The sequence below is a fragment of the Sulfuritortus calidifontis genome (assembly GCF_003967275.1).
In the GTDB taxonomy this organism is placed as follows: domain Bacteria; phylum Pseudomonadota; class Gammaproteobacteria; order Burkholderiales; family Thiobacillaceae; genus Sulfuritortus; species Sulfuritortus calidifontis.
In genome coordinates this window covers 1,111,532-1,131,563 of sequence record NZ_AP018721.1, presented here as the reverse complement: position 1 = coordinate 1,131,563, position 20,032 = coordinate 1,111,532, and the positions used below count along the sequence as shown (strand labels likewise).

Genomic DNA, 20,032 nt, shown 5'->3' with positions numbered 1-20,032 from the left:
GGGCAAGCACCTATGGCTAAGAAAAAAGTACACATCACCGAACTGGTCCTGCGCGACGGCCATCAATCGCTGATCGCCACCCGCATGCGCACCGACGACATGCTGCCGATCTGCGGCAAGCTCGATGCCGCCGGCTTCTGGTCGCTCGAGGCCTGGGGCGGTGCCACCTTCGACGCCTGCGTCCGCTTCCTCAAGGAAGACCCCTGGGAGCGCCTGCGCAAACTGCGCCGCGCCCTGCCCAACAGCCGCATCCAGATGCTGCTCAGAGGCCAGAACCTGCTGGGCTACCGCCATTATCCGGACGACGTGGTGCGTGCCTTCGTCCAAAAAAGCGCCGACAACGGCGTCGATGTCTTCCGCGTGTTCGACGCCATGAACGACGTGCGCAACATGCGCGTGTCGATCGAGGCGGTGAAGGCCGCCGGCAAGCACGCCGAGGGCGCCATCTCCTACACCACCAGCCCGGTGCACGACATCCCCTACTTCGTCGCCATGGCCAAGGAACTGGAGGCCATGGGCTGCGACACCCTGGCGATCAAGGACATGGCCGGCCTGCTCACCCCCTACAGCACGGTGGAGTTGGTCAAGGCGCTGAAGGCCGCGATCAACATCCCCATCCACACCCACAGCCACGCCACCTCGGGCCTGGCCAGCATGGTGCACATGAAGGGGGTCGAGGCCGGCGCCAGCATGATCGACACCTGCCTGTCCGCCTTCTCCGAGGGTGCCAGCCACCCCACCACGGAAAGCCTGGTCGCCGCCTTCCAGGGCAGCGACTACGACACCGGCCTCGACCTCGGCCTGCTGCAGGAGATCGCCGCCTACTTCCGCGAGGTGCGCAAGAAGTACTGGCAGTTCGAGATGGACTCGCACCAGGTCGACACCCGCATCCTCACCTCGCAGATTCCGGGCGGCATGATCTCCAACCTGTCCAACCAGCTGAAGGAACAGGGCGCGCTCAACCGCATGGACGATGTCTTCGCCGAGATCCCGCGGGTGCGCGAGGACCTGGGCTTCCCGCCACTGGTCACGCCCACCTCGCAGATCGTCGGCACCCAGGCCGTGCTCAACGTGCTCACCGGCGAGCGCTACAAGTCGGTCACCAACGAGGTGAAGAACTACCTGCTCGGCCGCTACGGCGCTGCCCCGGGCAAGGTCAACGAGGAAGTGAAGAAGCACGCCGTTGGCAACCAGGAGGTCGTCACTTGCCGCCCGGCCGACCTGCTGACCGACGAGTTGGACAAGCTGCGCACCGAGGTCGAAGGCCTGGCCAAGTCGGACGAGGACGTGCTGACCTACGCCATGTTCCCCGACCTCGGCCGCACCTTCCTGCAGGAGCGGGCCGCCGGCAGCCTGGCGCCGGAGCCGCTCTTACCGCCCGAGGCCAAGAACGCCCCGGCCGGCGGCGCCCAGTTCGCACCCAACGAGTTCAAGGTCACCCTGCACGGCGAGACCTATCACATCCGCATCACCGGCACCGGCCAGAGCGCCGAGGCCGAACGGCCCTTCTACGTCCACGTCGACGGCGTGCCGGAAGAGGTGCTGATCGAGACCCTGAACGAGATCGAGGTCGGCCCCAGCAGCGGCGCCACGCGCAAGAGCAACAAGAAGGCCCAGGCCGCCACCGCCAAGGACCGGCCCAAGCCCAGCCGCCCCGGCCACGTCACCACCGCCATGCCCGGCACCATCGTCGACGTCCTGGTCCAGACCGGCCAGAAGGTCAGCGCCGGCGACGGTGTGCTGGTGATCGAGGCGATGAAGATGGAAAACGAGATCCAGGCGCCGGTCTCCGGCACCGTGGTCGCCATCCACGTCGCCAAGGGCGATGCGGTGACGCCGGATCAGGTGTTGATCGAGATCCAGCCGGAATGAGCTTGTAGCAGGTAGCGCGTAGCGCAAGCTACCAGCTACCAGCTACCAGCTACCAGCTACCAGCTACCAGCTACCAGCTACCAGCTACCAGCTACCAGCCATGACCCTCGTCCTCGCCTCCACCTCCCCCTTCCGCCGCGAACTGCTCGGGCGCCTGGGCGTGCCGTTCGAGGTCGCCGCCCCGGAAGTCGACGAGACCCCGCTGCCGGGGGAGAAGCCGGACGACACCGCCCGACGCCTGTCGCTCATGAAGGCCCGGGCCATCGCCGCGAAGTTCCCCGATGCCCTGATCATCGGCTCCGACCAGGTCGCCCTGCTCGAAGGCGAGCAACTGGGCAAGCCGGGTACGCACGACAAGGCCGTCGAGCAACTCCGGCGCATGCGCGGCAAGGCGTTGGAGTTTCACACCGCGCTGACCCTGCTCAATGCCAAGACCGGCAACGTGCAAACCGCCAACGTGCCGGTACGCCTGGTGATGCGCGATTACACCGACGCCCAGATCGAGGCCTATCTGCGTAAGGACCAGCCCTACAACTGCTGCGGCAGTGCCAAGAGCGAGTCGCTCGGCATCGCGCTGATCGCGCGGTTCGAGACCGAGGATCCGACCGCCCTGGTCGGCCTGCCGCTGATCAAGCTGACCGAGATGCTGGCCAACGAGGGCCTGGACGTGCTGACGTGGCAGGCACCCTCTACCTGATCCCGACGCCGCTCGGCGCGACGGAACTCGATGTCGTATTGCCCGAAGCCACCCGCCGCATCGCGGCAGGACTGACCACCTTTGTCGTCGAGCACCCCAAGACCGCGCGCGCCTTCCTGAAGCAGGTTGGCACCGCGCTGCCGATCCAGCAGCTCACCCTGCTGGAACTGAACGAACACACCAAGCCGGCTGAACTGAAGGCCCTGCTCGCGCCGCTGCTCGCGGGCACCGATGTCGGTCTGATCTCCGAGGCCGGCTGTCCGGCCGTGGCCGACCCGGGCACCGATCTCGTGCGCCTGGCCCATCAGCACGGCATCCGGGTCAAGCCGCTGACCGGCCCTTCCGCCATCCTGCTCGCGCTCATGGGCTCGGGCCTGGTCGGCCAGCGCTTTAGCTTCCACGGCTACCTGCCAGCCAGGCCGGAAGAGCGGCAGCAGGCCCTGCGCAAGCTGGAGATACGGGCGGAGCAGGACGACGCGGCCCAGGTCTTCATCGAGACGCCCTATCGCAACATGGCGATGCTGGAGAGCATACTCGCCGCCTGCCGCGACGACACCTGGCTCTGCCTGGCCTGTGACCTGACGCTAGAGAGCGAGCTGGTGCAGAGCCGGCGCGTGGCCGACTGGCGCGGCCAGCTGCCGCCGATCGAGCGGCGGCCCTGTGTGTTCCTGCTCTGGCGCCAGCGGTGAAGCAGCGCCTGCTGGGCTGGGCCCGCAGTCTCAAGGTTCAGGCCCTCAGCCTCTGGTTCGCCGCCCGCCATCCCGGCACGCCCTGGCTGGTCCGCGCCCTGGCCGCCTTCGCCGCGGCCTATGCCTTCAGCCCGATCGATCTGATCCCGGATTTCATCCCGGTGCTGGGCTATCTGGATGATGCGATTTTGTTGCCGCTCTTGATCCTGATCGCCATCCGGCTGATTCCGAAGCCTGTCTGGGCCGATTGCCGGGAACGGGCCCGGCAGCAGGCCGAGCGTCCGGCAAGCCGGGCCGCGGCAGGCGTGATCGCCCTGATCTGGTTGGGATTGCTGGTACTGACAGGCTGGCTGGTCACCGACTGATGGCGGTTCAGGCCGGGAAGACGCCGGTCGAGAGATAGCGGTCGCCGCGGTCGCAGACGATGGAGACGATGACCGCGTTCTCCAGCTCCCGGTTCAACTGCAGCGCCGCCCACAGGGCACCGCCGGAGGAGATGCCGGCGAAGATGCCCTCCTCGCGCGCCAGCCTTCTCGTCGTTTCCTCGGCGTCCTGCTGGCCGACATAGATCATGCGGTCGATTCGCGAAAAATCGCAGATGCTGGGCAGGTATTCCTCCGGCCATTTGCGGATGCCCGGGATCTGCGCGCCCTCTTCCGGCTGCACGCCGACGATCTGAATCTTCGGGTTCTGCTCTTTGAGATACATCGAGCAGCCCATGATGGTGCCGGTGGTGCCCATGCTGGAGACGAAGTGGGTGATCCGCCCTTCGGTATCGCGCCAGATCTCGGGACCGGTGCCCTCGTAGTGGGCGATGGGGTTGTCCGGGTTGGAGAACTGGTCGAGCATGACGCCGCGGCCTTCGGCCACCATCTTGTCGGCCAGATCGCGCGCCGCCTCCATGCCACCCTCCTTTGGCGTGAGCACGATCTCGGCGCCATAGGCGCGCATGGTCTGGCGCCGCTCGATCGACAGGTGCTCGGGCATGATCAACACCATTTTGTAGCCGCGGATGGCGGCGGCCATGGCCAGGGCGATGCCGGTATTGCCGCTGGTGGCCTCGATCAGGGTGTCGCCCGGCTTGATCTCGCCGCGCGCCTCGGCCTTCATGATCATGGACAACGCCGGCCGGTCCTTCACCGAGCCGGCCGGATTGTTGCCCTCCAGCTTGACCAGCACCACGTTGGAGGTCGCGCCCGGCAGCTTTTTCAGGCGCACCAGCGGCGTGTTGCCGACGAAGTCCTCGATGGTTTTATACATTTTTCAGTCTGACCCGAACAGATCGCGGCTGTAGACCTTGTTCACCACGTCGCGAATGTCATCAGTGATGCGGTTGGCGACGATGACGTCGGCCTCGCGCTTGAATTGGGCCAGGTCGTTGACCACGCGCGAGTGGAAGAACTCCTTCTCGTGCAGCACCGGCTCGTAGACGATGACCTCGATGCCCTTGGCCTTGATCCGCTTCATGATGCCCTGGATGCTGGAGGCGCGGAAGTTGTCCGAGCCGGCCTTCATGATCAGGCGGTAGACGCCGACCACCTTGGGGTTCTTGCGGATGATCGAGTCGGCGATGAAGTCCTTGCGCGTGGTGTTCGACTCGACGATGGCGTGGATCAGGTTCTGCGGCACGTCACGGTAATTGGCCAGGAGCTGCTTGGTGTCCTTCGGCAGGCAATAGCCGCCGTAACCGAAAGAGGGGTTGTTGTAGTGGCTGCCGATGCGCGGGTCGAGGCAGACGCCGTCGATGATCTGCTTGGTGTCCAGACCGTGGGTGGCGGCATAGGTATCCAGCTCGTTGAAGAAGGCCACCCGCATGGCGAGATAGGTGTTGGCAAACAGCTTGATCGCCTCGGCCTCGGTACTGTCGGTGAACAGCACGGGAATGTCCTGCTTGATCGCACCCTCTTTGAGCAGACCGGCGAAGGTCTCGGCCCGCTTGGAACGCTCGCCGACGATGATGCGCGAGGGATAGAGGTTGTCGTACAAGGCACGGCCCTCGCGCAGGAACTCGGGCGAGAAGATCAGGTTGTCGCAGCGGTATTGCGCGCGGGCCTTGGCGGTGAAACCGACCGGGATGGTGGACTTGATCACCATCACCGCCTTCGGATTGATCGCCAGCACGTCCTTGATCACGGCCTCGACCGAGCCGGTATTGAAGTAGTTGGTCTCCGGATCGTAGTCGGTCGGCGTGGCGATGATGATGAAGTCCGCCCCCTCGTAAGCCTCCTGCTTGTCCAGCGTGGCGCGCAGATTGAGTGGCTTGTTTCGCAGGTAGTCCTCGATCTCGGCATCGACGATAGGCGATTCCTTGCGGTTCAGCATCGCCACCTTCTCGGGCACGATGTCGAGCGCGACCACTTCGTGGTGCTGGGCCAGGAGGATGGCGTTGGACAGGCCGACGTAGCCGGTGCCGGCGATGGCGATTTTCATGGTTTCAGAATGCTCCGGAAATCTCGGTGGAAATGGCTTGCAGCACGGCGACCGGATCGGCCGCCTGGGTAATGGGACGGCCGATCACCAAGTAATTGGCCCCGGCCTGGATGGCCAGGGCCGGGGTCATGATCCGGCTCTGGTCGTCGTGGCTCGAGCCGGCGGGGCGGATGCCCGGCGTCACCAGCATGAAGTCGCGGCCCAGATCGGCGCGCAGCATCTCGGCCTCCTGGGCCGAGCAGACCACCCCGTCGAGACCGGCCTCGTGGGTCAAGCGTGCCAAGCGGCTGACCTGCTCGCGCGGCGAGGCCTGGATGCCGATGCCATGCAGCTGCTCGGCGTCCATGCTGGTGAGCACGGTCACCGCGATCAGCCTGGGCCGCTTGGCCAGGCCCTCCAGCGCCTCGCGCGCGGCGGCCATCATCTTCAGGCCGCCCGAGGCGTGGACATTGGTCAGCCAGACGCCGAGCGAGGCCGCGGTCTTGCAGGCCTGGGCCACGGTGTTGGGGATGTCGTGGAATTTCAGGTCGAGGAAGACATCGAAGCCGCGATCCACCAGCTGCTCGACCAGGCGCGGCCCCTCGGCGACGAACAGCTCCTTGCCGACCTTGAGCTTGCATAGGCCGGGCTCGACCCGGGCAACGAAATCGAGCGCAGGCGCCGCGGCCGCATAGTCGAGGGCGACGATGACGCGCGGTTCACTGTTCATGTTGAGCCTTCTCCGGCGCGATGCTGTCCCAGCCGGCGCAGGCCGGGCATTGCCAGAAGAACTGGCGCGCCTTGAAGCCGCAGCGGCCGCACTGGTAATGCGAGGTACGGCTCACCTGGCGATGCACCAGATCCTGGGCCATGCGCGTCTCCAGGTCGCCGGGCTCGCTCTCGGCGCTACGGGCCTGCAGATAATCGTCGAGCACGCGCAGGCTGGGCGTGCGCTTGAGCGCCTCGGCCGCCAGGGCACGCGCCTCGCCCCAGCCACGGTGTTCGACCAGAACATTGAAGACGATATGGAACAGGTCCGCGCTGGGATAGCGCTCAAGATAGGCCTTGAGCAGTTGCAGGCCCTGCTCGGCCTGGCCTTGGCGCTTGTAGGCCTGGTACAGGCGGTCGGCGACGATGGGCAGGTAGGCCGGGTTCTGGCTTTCGACCTGACGCCAGGCGGCAATCGCGGCGGCATCGTCGCCGGCCTGGGCCTCCAGCTCGCCCAGCTGGATGCTGGCGCGCACCGACTTGCGATGCTTGGCCAAGGCCGTGTTCAGGTTGGCACGCGCCGCAACCGTGTCTTGCCTCAACAGTGCGTTCAGGGCCAGCTCGCAGTGATAGTGGGCAGTCTCGGCGTTCTGCGCCGGCAGGCCGGAGCGCTCCAATTCCTCGGCCATGGCAATGGCCTGCTGCCATTCCTTCTCCAGCACATAGATCTCCAACAGGTTCTGCCGGGCATCCAGGGCATGCGGACTGTCCTGCAGCCGTTTGAAGATGTCCTCGGCGCGGTCGAGCAGACCGGCCTTCATATAGTCCAGGCCCAGTTCGAACAGGGCGCGCAGGCTTTGTTCCTGGTTGAGGTCGGCCCGGTCGACCAGGTTCTGATGCATGCGGATGGCGCGGTCGATCTCGCCCCGCTTGCGGAACAGGGCACCCAGTGCGTAGTGCAACTCCAGGGTGTCGGCATTGACCTTGGCCACCTCGACGAAGGCCTCGATGGCGCGGTCCGGCTGCTCGTTGAGCAGGTAGTTGAGACCCTGGAAGTAGGAGGCCGGCACGGCGCGCGACTCGCGCAGCAGATGCCGGATGTCGACCCGCGCCGCGGCCCAGCCGAGCGCGAAAAACAGGGGGAGAACCAGGAGGTGCCAGGCCTCGAGTTCCATAGATCGCTATTCCTTGTTATCCGTTGCCTGCTGGCCGCGCCGCAGTGCCGCCAGCTCCCTGCCCTGGCGCCAGCGCTGACCGACGCCGATCAAGAGGCCGAGCAACAGGCCCAGCGCGAAGAAGACGAACAGCATCAACACCAGGGGGGCACGCCATTCCAGGCCGAGGAAATAGCGCAAAGACACGGTGTCGCTGTTCATCGCGGCGAAACTGAGCAGCAGCAGGAACAGGACGATCTTTGCGGCCAAGGCCAGGTAGTGCATGCAGGCTCCCTCTTGAACTTCCGCATTGTAGCGGTTCGGCCACCACAAAAAAAAGCGGCGCCGCAGAAACGGCGCCGCTTTCAGGCTTGGGTTCAACAGATCAAGACTTGTAGTCGACCCGGTCGCGCAGCTCCTTGCCGGCCTTGAAATGGGGCACGTGCTTGCCTGCCACGTGCACCTTTTCGCCGGTCTTGGGGTTGCGGCCGACCCGGGGCGGCCGGTAGTTCAGACTGAAACTACCGAAACCACGGATCTCGATGCGCTCACCGGCCACCAGGCTGTCGACCATCGCGTCGATGATCGCCTTGACGGCCAGCTCGGCGTCAGTCGCCACCAGATGCGGATGGCGCTCCGCCAGTCGGGTGATCAACTCCGACTTGGTCATACCGGCGCCTCGGATCAAGACTCGCTGTTCTTGTTGTCGAGCTTGGCCTTGAGCAGGGCACCCAGGTTGGTGGTGCCGGTGCTGGCAGCCTGCTCGCTCGCCATGCGCGACAGCGCATCGGCTTGATCGGCGGCGTCCTTGGCCTTGATCGAAAGGTTGATCTGACGGTTCTTGCGATCGACGTTGATGATCATCACCTCGACCGACTCGCCTTCCTTCAGGTGGGTGCGGATGTCCTCGACGCGGTCGCGCGACACTTCGGAGGCGCGCAGGTAGCCCTCGACATCGTCGGCCAGCTGGATCACGGCGCCCTTGGCATCCATGGACTTCACGGTGCCGGTGACGACGCTGCCCTTGTCATGGGTCGACATGTAGGAGGTGAAGGGGTCACCCTCGAGCTGCTTGATGCCCAGGGAGATGCGCTCCTTCTCGACATCGATGGCCAGCACCACGGCTTCGACTTCCTCGCCCTTCTTGTAGTCGCGCAAGGCCTCTTCGCCACTCTTGTTCCAGGACAGGTCGGACAGGTGGACCAGGCCGTCGATGCCACCGGGCAGGCCGATGAAGATGCCGAAGTCGGTGATCGACTTGATCTGGCCGGAGACCTTGTCGCCCTTCTTGTGGTTCATCGAGAAGTCTTCCCACGGGTTGGCCTTGCACTGCTTCATGCCCAGGGAGATGCGGCGGCGATCCTCGTCGATCTCCAGCACCATGACCTCGACCTCGTCGCCCAGGGCCACGACCTTGGACGGGTTGACGTTCTTGTTGGTCCAGTCCATCTCGGACACGTGGACCAGGCCCTCGATGCCCGGCTCGATCTCGACGAAGGCGCCGTACTCGGTGAGGTTGGCCACCTTGCCGAACATGCGGGTGCCGGTGGGGTAACGACGGGACAGACCCACCCACGGGTCTTCGCCCAGCTGCTTCATGCCCAGGGAGACGCGATTCTTCTCCTGGTCGAACTTGAGCACCACGGCGGTGACCTCGTCACCGACGTTGACCACCTCGGACGGGTGCTTGACCCGGCGCCAGGCCAGATCGGTGATGTGCAGCAGACCGTCGATGCCACCCAGATCGACGAAGGCGCCGTACTCGGTGATGTTCTTGACGATGCCCTTGACCGTGGCACCCTCTTTCAGGTTCTCCAGCAGAGCCTGACGCTCGGCGCCCATGCTCTGCTCCAGCACGGCCTTGCGCGAGACCACGACGTTGTTGCGCTTGCGGTCGAGTTTGATGACCTTGAACTCGCCCTCTTTGCCCTCGTAGGGGGTGGTGTCCTTGACCGGACGCACGTCGACCAGGGAACCCGGCAGGAAGGCGCGGATGCCATTGCACATGACGGTGAGACCGCCCTTGACCTTGCCCTGGATCAGGCCCTTGACGATGCGGCCTTCCTGCATGGCGGACTCCAGGTCCAGCCAGGCGGCCAGGCGCTTGGCGCGGTCGCGCGACAGCTTGGTCGAGCCATAGCCGTCTTCCAGCGATTCGATGGCGACGGGGACGAAATCGCCCACCTTGACTTCCACTTCGCCGCGGTCGTTCTTGAATTCCTCGACGGGGATCAGGCTCTCGGACTTGAGGCCGGCGTTGACGGTGACGAAGTTGTCGTCGATCCCCACCACCTCGGCGGTGATGACTTCGCCAACGCGCATTTCCTGGCGGGCGATGCTCTCTTCGAACAGGGCGGCAAAACTCTCTTTGGGGGCTTGGGTGGAAGTTGCAGTTGCAGTGGACATGAAAGGAAACCTACACAAATACCGTGTTGCCACGGGTCAGTTAAAAAACAAAAACCCGAAGGACCGGGAGCGTCTCCCTTGGGCCTTCGGGGCCTGTTAAGCCGGCGCCTGGCTGTATAAATCGAGCACCGCTTGCACGACCGCTTCGATGGTCATGCCGGTGGTGTCGATCAGCACGGCATCCGGCGCATGCTGCAGGGGTGCGGCGGAGCGGGCGGCATCGCGCGCGTCCCGTTCCTGCAGATCCTGCAGAATCTGGGCGAAGTTAGCACAGAAACCTTTTTCAATCAACTGTTTATAGCGGCGATTGGCCCGCTCCTCGGCGCTGGCGGTGAGGAAGACCTTGACCTGGGCATCCGGGAAGACCACGGTGCCCATGTCCCGGCCGTCGGTGGCCAGGCCCGGTGCCTGGCGGAAGGCGCGCTGGCGGGCGAGCAGGGCCTCGCGCAGCCGGGGCAGCACGGCGATGGTCGAGGCGGCGCGGCCGGCCTCCTCGGTGCGGATGGCATCGCCCACCGGCCGGCCGTCGAGATAGACCTCGGCCCCGTCGAAGCGCAGGTCGAGCCGGCCGGCCAGTTCGACCAGGGCCGGCTCGTCGGCCAGATCGATCTTGTTCTGCAGCGCGGCGTAGGCGGTCACCCGGTAGATGGCCCCGCTGTCGAGGTAGTGGAAGCCCAGGCGCTGGGCGACGATGGCGGCGATGGTGCCCTTGCCCGAGGCGGACGGGCCATCGATGGCGATGACAGGAATGGACATGCTCAGCTTTCGGAAATCAGGCGGCGACCGAGGCCAGGGCGTCCCAATAGCCCGGGAAGGTCTTGTTCACGCACTTGGGGTCGTTGATGCGGATGGGCACGCCGGCGAGGCTGACCAGCGAGAAGCACATCGCCATGCGGTGATCGTCATAGGTGTCGATGGCGGCGTTCTCGATCAGCCTGGCCGGCGGCGTGATCTTGATGTAGTCGGCGCCCTCCTCCACCACCGCGCCGAGCTTGCGCAGCTCGGTGGCCATGGCGGCGATGCGGTCGGTCTCCTTCACCCGCCAGGAGGCGATGTTGCTCAAGGTCGTGGTGCCGTCGGCGAACAGGGCGAGGATGGCCAGTGTCATCGCGGCATCCGGGATATGGTTGCAGTCGAGTTCCAGGGCGTGCAGCTTGTCGGCGCAGCCCAGGCGGCACTCGATCCAGTTGGGGCCGAAGCCGATCTCGGCGCCCATCCTTGCCAGCGCTTCGGCGAAGCGGACATCGCCCTGGATGCTGTTGCGACCCACTCCTTCGACCCGCACCGGCCCGTGGCCGATGGCGCCGGCGGCGAGGAAATACGAGGCCGAGGAGGCATCGCCCTCGACCTGGATGCTACCCGGGCTCTGATAGGTGGCGGCCGGGACGATGAAGCGCTGCCAGCCCTCGCGTTTCACCTCGATGCCGAAGCGCTTCATCAGATTGAGCGTGATCTCGACATAAGGCTTGGAGATCAGATCGCCCTCGACCTCGACCACCACCTCGCGCCCGAGCAGCGGCGCCGAGAGCAGCAGGCCGGTCAGGTACTGGCTGGAGACATTGCCGCGCACCCGGACCAGGCTGCCGCCGGTGTCGGAGACGGGGCGGACCTCCAGCGGCGGGAAGCCGGTACTGCCCAGGTAACGGATGTCGGCGCCGACCTGGCGCACGGCATCGACCAGGTCGCCGATCGGCCGCTCGTGCATGCGCGGCACGCCGGTCAGGGTGTAATGGCCGCCAGCCAGGGCGCAGGCCGCCGTCAAGCTGCGGAAGGCGGTACCGGCATTGCCCAGGAAGAGATCGGCCTCTTTCACCGGGAAGACCCCGCCCACGCCCTCGACCCGGTAATCGTCGCTGTTCGGATGCCGGGTCCAGTTGACGCCCAGGCGCTTCAGGGCCTCCAGCATCACCTGGGTGTCGTCGGAATCGAGCAGGGCCTTGACCTCGGTCGTGCCTTTGGCCAGGGCGGCGAGCAGCAGGATGCGGTTGGAAATGCTTTTAGAACCAGGCAGCTTGACGCTGCCGCGGGCGCCGCGGGCGGCGGCAAGATCGAGAAATTCAACAGTCATGATTTAGCTATTCGGGTTCCAGTCTTTGCGGGCCCGGCTCGCGCGCTGGAAGATGGCTTCCAGCCCTGCCGCGTCGCCGCGGGCAAGCAGGCCGCGGATTTGTTCCAGTTCGGCGATGTAGGCGTCGAGTTCGCCCAGCAGCGCCTCGCGATTGGCCAGGGCGATGTCGCGCCACATCTCGGGATGGCTGCCGGCGATGCGGGTGAAATCGCGGAAGCCGCTGCCGGCGTAGCGAAAATAGGTATCGGCCTCGCTGCGGCCGGCCAGGTCGTCGACCAGGGCGAAGGCGGCCAGATGCGGCAGGTGGCTCACCGCGGCAAAGATGCGATCGTGCGCCTCGGCGCTCATCTGCGCCACCTCGGCACCGCAGGCCCGCCACAGCGCAGCAATGCGCTCGACCGCGGCCGGGGCGTTTTCCGCCAGCGGCGTGAGCACGACCTGGCGACCTTGATAGAGGTCGGCCCGCGCCGCAGCCACCCCGCTGTTCTCGGCACCGGCAATCGGGTGGCCCGGCACGAACCGGCCAAGCCCGCCGGCCAGCGCGGCCCGCGCCGCGGCGACCACATCCTGCTTGGTGCTGCCGGCATCGGTGACCAGGCAGTCCTTCGGCAGGTGCGGCGCGATCTCGCGCAGGACCGCGGGCATTGCCCCGACCGGCACCGCCAGCAGCACCAGGTCGGCGCCGCGCACCGCCGCGGCGGCGGAATCGGCGATCTCGTCGATCACGCCCAGCTTGACCGCCTCGCGCAGATTGTCCCGGCTGCGGCCGACGCCGACGATATGGCGCACCTGGCCGGCCCTGCGCAGGGCCAGGGCGCAGGAGCCGCCGATCAGACCGACGCCGACGACGACCAGACGCTCGATCATTTGCCCAGCACCGCTTGCAGCGCCGCCAGGCACCGCGCGTTCTGCTCGGGCAGGCCGATGGAGATGCGCAGGTAGTCCGGCATGCCGTAATTGGCCACCGGCCGCACGATCACGCCTTTTTGCAACAGCGCCTGAAAGACCGTGCCGGCCGCGCCCACCCTGACCGCGACGAAATTGCCCCAGGACGGGATGTAGTCCAGGCCCAGGCGCCGGAAGCCCTCCGTCAATTGCGCCATGCCGGCGTCGTTCACCCGTTTCGACTCGGCCAGGAAGGCCTGATCGTCCAGCGCGGCGGCGGCCGCCTTCAAGGCCAGGCTGTTGACGTTGAACGGCTGGCGCACGCGGTTCAGGAGATCGGCCACCTCGGGCTGCGCCAGGCCGAAACCCACACGCAGACCGGCCAGGCCGTAGGCCTTGGAGAAGGTGCGGCTGACCAGGAGATTGGGAAATTCCTTCAGCCATTCGACCGAGGGTGTGCGCCTGGCTTCCGGCAGGAACTCGACATAGGCCTCGTCCAGCACCACCAGCACCTCGGGCGACACCTTCTTCAGGAAACCATGCAGCGCATCGGCATCGAGCAGGGTGCCGGTCGGGTTGTTCGGATTGGCGATGAAGACAATGCGGGTGTCGGGCCGGATCGCCGCCAGCATGGCGGAGAGGTCGTGGCTGAATGCCTTCGCCTTGGCCTCGATGCCGGCGGCGCCGCAGGCCTGGGTGACCAGGGGATAGACGGCGAAGGCGTGCTGGGCATAGACCGCGCTGCTGCCCGGCGTGAGCAGGGCGCGGGCGGCCAGTTCCAGGACATCGTTGGAGCCATTGCCGAGCACGATCTGGTCGAGGCCGACGCCGTGCTTGCGGGCGATGGCGCTCTTCAGCTCGAAGCCGTTGCCGTCCGGGTAGAGGGCCAGCTCGTCGAGACTATCGGCGATGGCGGCGCGGGCCTTGGGCGAGACGCCGAGCGGGTTTTCGTTGGAGGCGAGCTTGACGATGTCGGCCTCGTTCAGGCCCATCTCGCGGGCCAGTTCGGCGATCGGCTTGCCCGGCTGATAGGGGGCAATGGCACGGATGTGGTCGGGTGCGATCATGAAAGCTGAAATGAATTAAACGGCGACCGGGTAGGAGCCCAGCACCTTGAACAGGGTGGCATTGGCCCGCACGCGGTCGAGCACCGCGGCTACCCGCGGCTCGCTGCGGTGGCCGTCGATGTCGATGAAAAAGACATATTCCCAGGCGCCGCTGCGGGCCGGCCGCGACTCCAGGCGGTTGAGGCCGATGCCGGCCTCGGAGAACGGCGCGATCAGGTCGAGCAGCGCGCCCGGCCGATTCTGCGCCGAGAGCACCAGCGAGGTCTTGTCGCGCCCGGAAGGCGCGGCATCCTCCGGACCCAGCACCAGAAAGCGCGTGGTATTGCCCGGCTCGTCCTCGATGTCGCGCGCCACGATGGCCAGGCCGTAGCGCTCGGCCGCCACCTCGCCCGCCACCGCGGCGGCCTTGGGGTCCTGCGCCGCCAGCCGGGCGGCCTCGGCGTTGCTGACCACGGGGATGCGCTCGGCCTTGGGCAGATGCCGGTTCAGCCATTCATGGCACTGGGCCAGGGACTGGGCGTGGGAATAGACGCGCTCGATGCCGTCCAGGCCCTCGGGCCCGCCTTCCGTATCAGCTCGGCGCAGCAGCTGCTGGCGCACGCGCAGCATCACCTCGCCGCAGACCTTGAGCGGGGTCTGCATGAGCAGGTCCAGGGTGCGGCTGACCGCGCCCTCGGTCGAGTTCTCCACCGGCACCACGCCGTAGCCGGCCTCGCCGCGCTCGACCTGGCGGAACACCTCGTCGATCGACTCGGCCGGCAGGCGCACGACGGCATGGCCGAATTGCTTGATCACCGCCGCCTCGGAGAAGGTGCCCTCGGGGCCGAGGAAGGCCACGGTCAGGCTGCGCTCCAGGGCACGGCAGGCCGACATCACCTCCTGGAACAGCAGGCGCACCGCCTCGTTCGGCAGCGGACCGGCATTGGCCTCGCTCAGCCGACGCAGCACCTGGGCCTCGCGTTCGGGCCGGTAGATCAGCGAGCCCCCTTTCACATGGCCCACCGCCTGGGCCAGCTTGGCCCGCTCGTTGAGCAGCTTGAGGATCTGTTCGTCCAGGGCATCGATCTGCGCCCGCAGTTGTTCGAGTTGCTTTTCCATTCAGCCCCGCTTTCACTCCGCCGGCAGGTACCGCACCCTGAGCACGCCCTCGATGCCGGCCAGGGCCAGGAGCACGGCCTCGGGCACGGCGCTGTCGACATCGACCAGGGTATAGGCCAGGTCGCCCTTGGACTTGTTCAGCATGTTGTGGATATTGAGCCCGGCGCCGGCCAAGGCGGTCGAGATCTGGCCCAGCATATTGGGCACGTTGGCGTTGGCGATGGCCAGGCGCCAGGTCGACTCGCGCGGCATATTGATGTTGGGGAAGTTGACCGAATTGAGGATGTTGCCGTTTTCCAGGTAGTCGGCCAATTGCTCCGCCACCATCACCGCGCAGTTCTCCTCCGCCTCCTCGGTCGAGGCGCCCAGATGCGGCAGGGCGACGAAGCGCGGATGCTGCCTGAGCAGGTTGCTCGGGAAGTCGCAGACATAGGCGTGCAGCCTGCCCTGGTTCAGGCCATCGAGCACCGCCGGCTCGCTGACGATGCCGTCGCGGGCGAAGTTGAGCAGCACCGTGCCCTTCCTCATCAAGTTGATGCGCTCGGCGTTGATCAGGTCACGGGTCGCCGGCAGAAAAGGTACGTGCAGGCTGACGAAATCGGCGTGCTTGACCAGATCCTCGACGCTGGCCGCCTTCTTCACCTGGGCGGGCAGGCGCCAGGCTGCCTCGACCGTGATCTCGGGGTCGAAGCCGATGACATGCATGCCAAGGCGGATGGCGGCATCGGCCACCATCGAGCCGATGGCGCCGAGGCCAACGACGCCCAGGGTGCGGCCGGCCAGTTCGTGGCCGACATACTGCTTTTTGCCCGCCTCGACCTGCTCATGCAGGCGCTCGGCATCGCCCTCCAGCCGGCTGACAAAGCACAGGGCCGGCGCGAGGTTGCGCGCGCCCATGATCATGCCGGCGATGACCAGCTCCTTCACTGCGTTGGCATTGGCGCCGGGGGCATTGAACACCACGATGCCGCGCTCGGACATCTGCTTCACCGGGATGTTGTTGGTGCCGGCGCCGGCGCGGCCGATGGCCATGACGCTCGCCGGGATGGCCATGTCGTGCATGGCGTGCGAGCGGACGAGGATGCCGTCCGGCTCGGCCACGTCGTTGCCGACGACATAGCCCTCGGGCAGGCGCGCCAGCCCCTTCCGGGAGATGGCGTTGAGCGTCAGGATGCGCCGGGCCTTGGCGCTCATGCCGGAGACCTCGATAGCTGCTGTTTGGTCATGAGCGCTCCCTCACCCCTGCCCTCTTCCAGAGGGGGAGCAGCCTAAATGGCATAGAGGGGATATCGTGTCGATCTGCGGCATTGCTTTAACCATGCTGCTTTTCGAATTCCTTCATGTACTCGACCAAGAGCTGCACGCCCTCGATCGGCATGGCGTTGTAGATCGAGGCGCGCATGCCGCCGACCGAGCGATGGCCCTTGAGCTGGAGCAGGCCGCGCGCCTTGGCGCCTTTCAAAAATTCCTCGTCGAGCGCGGCATCCTTCAGGGTGAACGGCACGTTCATGCGCGAACGGTTGTCCTTGGCGGTGGGGCAATGGAAGAAGCCGCTGGCGTCCAGGCAGTCATACAGGACGTTGGCCTTGGCGATGTTGTGCTGCTCCATCGCCTTGAGCCCGCCCCGGGCCTTGATCCACTTGAACACCAGGCCAGCCATGTAGATGGCAAAGGTCGGCGGCGTGTTGTACATGGAGTCGTTGTCGGCGTGGATCTGGTAGTCGAACATGGTCGGGGTGCCGGGCACGGTCTGGCCGATCAGGTCCTCGCGCACGATGACGATGGTGAGGCCGGCCGGGCCGATGTTCTTCTGGGCGCCGGCATAGATCAGGCCGTATTGGCTCACGTCCATCGGCCGCGACAGGATGGTGGACGACATATCGGCCACCAGGGGCACGTCGCCGGTGTCGGGTGTCCAGAAGATTTCGACCCCGCCGATGGTCTCGTTCGGCGTGTAGTGCACATAGGCGGCGTTCGGGTCCAGCTGCCAGTGGTCCTGGGTCGGCGCGTAGCTGAAGTTCTTGTCCTCGCTCGAGGCCACCACGTTGACCGCGCCGTATTGCTTGGCCTCCTTGATCGCCTTCTTCGACCACTCGCCGGTGTTCAGGTAGTCGGCGCTCGTTTTGCCGCGCAAGAGGTTCATCGGCACCATGGCGAACTGGCTCGATGCGCCGCCCTGCAGGAACAGCACCTTGTAGTTGGCCGGGATGGCCATCAACTCGCGCAGGTCGGCCTCGGCCTGGGCGGCGATGCCCATGAACTCCTTGCCGCGATGGCTCATTTCCATCACCGACATGCCGCAGCCCTGCCAGTTGACCAACTCGTCACGCGCCTGTTCGAGGACTTCCCGTGGCAGCACCGCGGGGCCGGCGCTGAAGTTGTAGATGCGTTCCATGATGCCCTTTCTGCCTTGCTTGATTAGTAACTGCGGCGCGGCCGTGGCGCGGCCTGTTCCGTGGCCTGCACGATTTCCAGTTGGGCGAGCTTCCGGGCGTCGGTCTCGCCGTTGACGTTGACGATGACCAGCTTGCCCTGGCCCTGCTTGAGGTCGTCGCGGAAGTCGTAGACCGCGCCGACCACGATCAGCTCGCCGCTGATCACCTTCTCCTCGAACTTGGCCATGGCCCGTTTGACCTGGTTGTTCACGTTGAGCACCACGCTGTTGATGCCGGCCTCGCCCTTGGGCACCTGCAGGGTATCCAGCTCGTTGCGGATCGGGCCGGACTCGCCGCTGTAATCGCCGGCGGCCGCCTTGATCGCGCCGCAGGCGGAGTGGCCGACGATCAACAAAACCGGGGTATGCAGGTGGTTGACGCCGTATTCGATCGAGCCTTCGGCGGTGGCGATCTGGTTGCCGATGTTGCGCACCATGAACAGGTCGCCGTCCGGCGTGGCGTCGAAGGCATGGCTGTGCACCCGGGAGTCGGCGCAGGTGAGCACGGTGGCGCGCGGGCGCTGACCGTCGACGAAAGGCTTGAAATAGGCCGGCTTGTGCGTGCGCATGAAGTTGCGGTTGTCCTGACCCAGGTTCTGCATCAGGCCCCTGGCATCGGCGTTCAGGTGCTTGGGGCCCAGGCTGGAGGCATATTCGCGCAGCACCTCCTTCACCACCTGACGAATGCGCTCCTGGTCGGCCTCGGCCGGTGCCGACGCCTCGGCCGCCCAGACCGGCATGGCCAGCATCAGCATGAGTAAAACCGGCCCAATCCCCTTTTTCATGCGCTCCCCTTTCCGGCCAAGCTTGGCCTACCGGCAGAAAGCGGTCATTTTAACCAAAACGGCAAAGCGGCGCCGGGCCGAATCAGTCCTTGCCCGAGCGCCAGATGGAATAGAGGATCCAGACGCTGTTGGCGAAGGCCAGGAAAAAGCCCAGCTGGCCAAGAAAACTCAGGCCCGCCGGGGCGTCGGGCACGGTCATGATGATGGAGGAACCGATGACCAGGGAGCCGGTGAGGATGCCCATGGTCAGCCGATTGGCCGCCTGGTTGAGCTGCAGACCGAAGTGGTCGAGCCGCTTGAGGTCGAGGTCGATGCGCAGACTGCCGCGTCGGGCCTGGCGAAACAGCCGGGCCAGATCGCGCGGCAGCCCCATGACCACGTCCATCACCTCGCGCAGACCGTGCCGGGCCCGCTTGGCCAAGGCTCCCGGCGTGAAGCGGCGGGCGTAGACCTCTTTGATGAAGGGCTCGATGTGGTCGACCATGTGGAATTCGGGGGTGAGCTGCCGCCCCAGGCCTTCCAGGGTGATCAGCGCCTTGAACAAGAGGGTGAGATCGGGCGGCAGGGCCAGGTTGTTCTCGCGCATGAGCGCGGTGATCTCGGACAACAGCGGGCCGATCTGGATGTCCTTGAGCGAGAGGTTGTCGTAGCTGAAGACCAGCTCGTCGATGTCGTAGGCCAGCTTCTCCTCGTCGACCTCGGCGTCGCCCGCCCAGACGGTAAGGACGTTGAGCATGCCCTCGGCATCCTTCAGCACCAGGGCATTGAGAAAGTCGATCAGCTGCTCGCGCCGCCGTTCGGTGAGCCGGCCGACCATGCCGAAGTCGATCATGCCCACCACGTTGCCCGGCAGATAGATGACGTTGCCGGGATGCGGATCGGCGTGGAAATAGCCGTCGAGCAGGATCATCTTGAGCACGGCATCGCCGCCGCGCGCGGCGAGCAGTCCAAGATCGAGCCCGGCCGCCCGGGCCGCCGCCAGATCGCTGCCGGGCACGCCCTGCAGCTCGTCCTGGACGTTGACCTCCTCGCTGCAATACTGCCAGTGCACGCGCGGCACCCGCACGGTTTCATCGCCGGCGAAATTGCTGGCGAAACGGTCGATGTTGCGCGCCTCCTTGATGAGATCGAGTTCGCGCATGAGCGAGCGGCGCAGCTGCTGCACGATCTGCACCGGGTGGTAGCGGCGCGATTCCGGCATCTCCAGTTCGACCAGGCGGGCGAAGTGGGTGAGGATGCGCAGATCCGCCTCGATCTTGGGCACGATATCGGGCCGGCGCACCTTGACCACCACCGGGGTACCGTCCTTGAGCGCGGCACGATGGACCTGGGCGATGGAAGCGGCGGCAAAGGCCTCCCGCTCGAAACTGGCACAGGCCTGATCGATATCGCCGCCGAAGGCGCGCTCCAGGGCCGGCCGCACCAGCTCGAACGGCACCGCCGGCACCCGGTTGTGCAGCTTCTCGAATTCCTCGATCCAGGCCGGGGGAAACATGTCGACCCGGGTAGCCAGCACCTGGCCGAGCTTGACGAAGGTGGGCCCGAGATCGGTCAAGGCCAGGCGGATGCGCACCGGCAGATCGAGCTGGGTGATCTCATTCGTGGTCTGCCAGTGCAGCAGGCGACCGGCCCGTTCCAGGATGTGGCTCAGGCCCAGGATGCGCACCGCATCGCCCCAGCCGTAGCGGATGAGGACGCTGGCGATTTCCTGCAGGCGCGGCAGATCCCGCACCACCGAGAGCGTTTCCCTCAGCATGGTG

Annotated in this window: 20 protein-coding genes; 4 read left to right on the top strand and 16 right to left on the bottom strand. The window is 66.0% G+C overall.

Annotation, left to right across the window (positions count from 1 at the left end):
* Positions 1 to 12: 12 nt before the first annotated feature.
* From oadA to EL388_RS05895, 4 genes are all read left to right on the top strand, one after another.
* Positions 13 to 1,872, top strand: coding sequence for a sodium-extruding oxaloacetate decarboxylase subunit alpha (gene oadA / locus EL388_RS05910; protein ID WP_126460987.1), 1,860 nt, complete (start codon positions 13 to 15; stop codon positions 1,870 to 1,872).
* 100 nt (positions 1,873 to 1,972) lie between these two features.
* Positions 1,973 to 2,569 carry a Maf family nucleotide pyrophosphatase gene (locus EL388_RS05905; protein ID WP_126460984.1) on the top strand — a complete coding sequence of 199 codons (597 nt, stop codon included), beginning with the start codon at positions 1,973 to 1,975 and terminating at the stop codon, positions 2,567 to 2,569.
* A complete protein-coding gene (locus EL388_RS05900) occupies positions 2,548 to 3,258 on the top strand; it encodes an SAM-dependent methyltransferase (RefSeq protein WP_126460980.1) in 711 nt (236 codons plus the stop codon). Before EL388_RS05905 ends, EL388_RS05900 begins: the two co-directional genes overlap by 22 nt.
* Entirely contained in the window at positions 3,255 to 3,623 is a 369-nt protein-coding gene (locus EL388_RS05895; protein WP_197721832.1) for a YkvA family protein, read from the top strand. Before EL388_RS05900 ends, EL388_RS05895 begins: the two co-directional genes overlap by 4 nt.
* A 7-nt stretch (positions 3,624 to 3,630) precedes the next feature.
* Here EL388_RS05895 and cysM read toward each other — a convergent pair whose 3' ends face one another.
* The 16 genes from cysM to EL388_RS05820 form a co-directional block, all read right to left on the bottom strand.
* Positions 3,631 to 4,518 (bottom strand): cysteine synthase CysM, encoded by an 888-nt coding sequence (cysM, locus tag EL388_RS05890; RefSeq protein ID WP_126460974.1) that lies wholly within the window; start codon positions 4,516 to 4,518, stop codon positions 3,631 to 3,633.
* A gap of 3 nt (positions 4,519 to 4,521) precedes the next feature.
* Positions 4,522 to 5,688 carry a nucleotide sugar dehydrogenase gene (locus EL388_RS05885; RefSeq protein ID WP_126460971.1) on the bottom strand — a complete coding sequence of 389 codons (1,167 nt, stop codon included), beginning with the start codon at positions 5,686 to 5,688 and terminating at the stop codon, positions 4,522 to 4,524.
* Positions 5,689 to 5,692: 4 nt separating this feature from the next.
* A complete protein-coding gene (gene pyrF, locus EL388_RS05880) occupies positions 5,693 to 6,397 on the bottom strand; it encodes an orotidine-5'-phosphate decarboxylase (protein ID WP_126460968.1) in 705 nt (234 codons plus the stop codon).
* On the bottom strand, positions 6,387 to 7,550 hold the full coding sequence (gene lapB / locus EL388_RS05875; RefSeq protein ID WP_126460965.1) for a lipopolysaccharide assembly protein LapB: 1,164 nt from the start codon (positions 7,548 to 7,550) through the stop codon (positions 6,387 to 6,389). The genes pyrF and lapB overlap by 11 nt, the downstream gene beginning before the upstream one ends.
* Positions 7,551 to 7,556: 6 nt before the next feature.
* Positions 7,557 to 7,814, bottom strand: a complete 258-nt coding sequence (locus tag EL388_RS05870; RefSeq protein WP_126460962.1) for a lipopolysaccharide assembly protein LapA domain-containing protein — start codon at positions 7,812 to 7,814, stop codon at positions 7,557 to 7,559.
* Positions 7,815 to 7,914: 100 nt separating this feature from the next.
* Complete coding sequence (locus EL388_RS05865) at positions 7,915 to 8,199, bottom strand: integration host factor subunit beta (RefSeq protein ID WP_126460959.1); 285 nt, start codon at positions 8,197 to 8,199, stop codon at positions 7,915 to 7,917.
* 14 nt (positions 8,200 to 8,213) lie between these two features.
* Positions 8,214 to 9,935, bottom strand: a complete 1,722-nt coding sequence (gene rpsA / locus EL388_RS05860; RefSeq protein WP_126460956.1) for a 30S ribosomal protein S1 — start codon at positions 9,933 to 9,935, stop codon at positions 8,214 to 8,216.
* 96 nt (positions 9,936 to 10,031) lie between these two features.
* Positions 10,032 to 10,691 carry a (d)CMP kinase gene (gene cmk / locus EL388_RS13820; protein ID WP_165919183.1) on the bottom strand — a complete coding sequence of 220 codons (660 nt, stop codon included), beginning with the start codon at positions 10,689 to 10,691 and terminating at the stop codon, positions 10,032 to 10,034.
* A 16-nt stretch (positions 10,692 to 10,707) separates the two neighbouring features.
* On the bottom strand, positions 10,708 to 12,003 hold the full coding sequence (gene aroA, locus EL388_RS05855) for a 3-phosphoshikimate 1-carboxyvinyltransferase (RefSeq protein WP_165919184.1): 1,296 nt from the start codon (positions 12,001 to 12,003) through the stop codon (positions 10,708 to 10,710).
* Positions 12,004 to 12,006: 3 nt separating this feature from the next.
* Positions 12,007 to 12,870 (bottom strand): prephenate dehydrogenase, encoded by an 864-nt coding sequence (locus tag EL388_RS05850; protein ID WP_126460953.1) that lies wholly within the window; start codon positions 12,868 to 12,870, stop codon positions 12,007 to 12,009.
* The gene (hisC, locus tag EL388_RS05845; RefSeq protein WP_126460950.1) at positions 12,867 to 13,955 is read right to left on the bottom strand and encodes a histidinol-phosphate transaminase; all 1,089 of its coding nucleotides are present in this window, start codon (positions 13,953 to 13,955) and stop codon (positions 12,867 to 12,869) included. Before hisC ends, EL388_RS05850 begins: the two co-directional genes overlap by 4 nt.
* 15 nt (positions 13,956 to 13,970) lie before the next feature.
* A complete protein-coding gene (gene pheA, locus EL388_RS05840; RefSeq protein ID WP_126460947.1) occupies positions 13,971 to 15,053 on the bottom strand; it encodes a prephenate dehydratase in 1,083 nt (360 codons plus the stop codon).
* A gap of 12 nt (positions 15,054 to 15,065) precedes the next feature.
* Positions 15,066 to 16,247, bottom strand: a complete 1,182-nt coding sequence (locus EL388_RS05835; RefSeq protein ID WP_126460944.1) for a phosphoglycerate dehydrogenase — start codon at positions 16,245 to 16,247, stop codon at positions 15,066 to 15,068.
* A gap of 118 nt (positions 16,248 to 16,365) precedes the next feature.
* Entirely contained in the window at positions 16,366 to 17,448 is a 1,083-nt protein-coding gene (gene serC / locus EL388_RS05830; RefSeq protein ID WP_126460941.1) for a 3-phosphoserine/phosphohydroxythreonine transaminase, read from the bottom strand.
* Between the two features lie 23 nt (positions 17,449 to 17,471).
* On the bottom strand, positions 17,472 to 18,272 hold the full coding sequence (locus EL388_RS05825; protein WP_197721831.1) for a carbonic anhydrase: 801 nt from the start codon (positions 18,270 to 18,272) through the stop codon (positions 17,472 to 17,474).
* Positions 18,273 to 18,354: 82 nt separating this feature from the next.
* Positions 18,355 to 20,028: an ABC1 kinase family protein gene (locus EL388_RS05820; protein WP_126460938.1), complete on the bottom strand. Its 1,674-nt coding sequence runs from the start codon at positions 20,026 to 20,028 to the stop codon at positions 18,355 to 18,357.
* Positions 20,029 to 20,032: the final 4 nt, after the last annotated feature.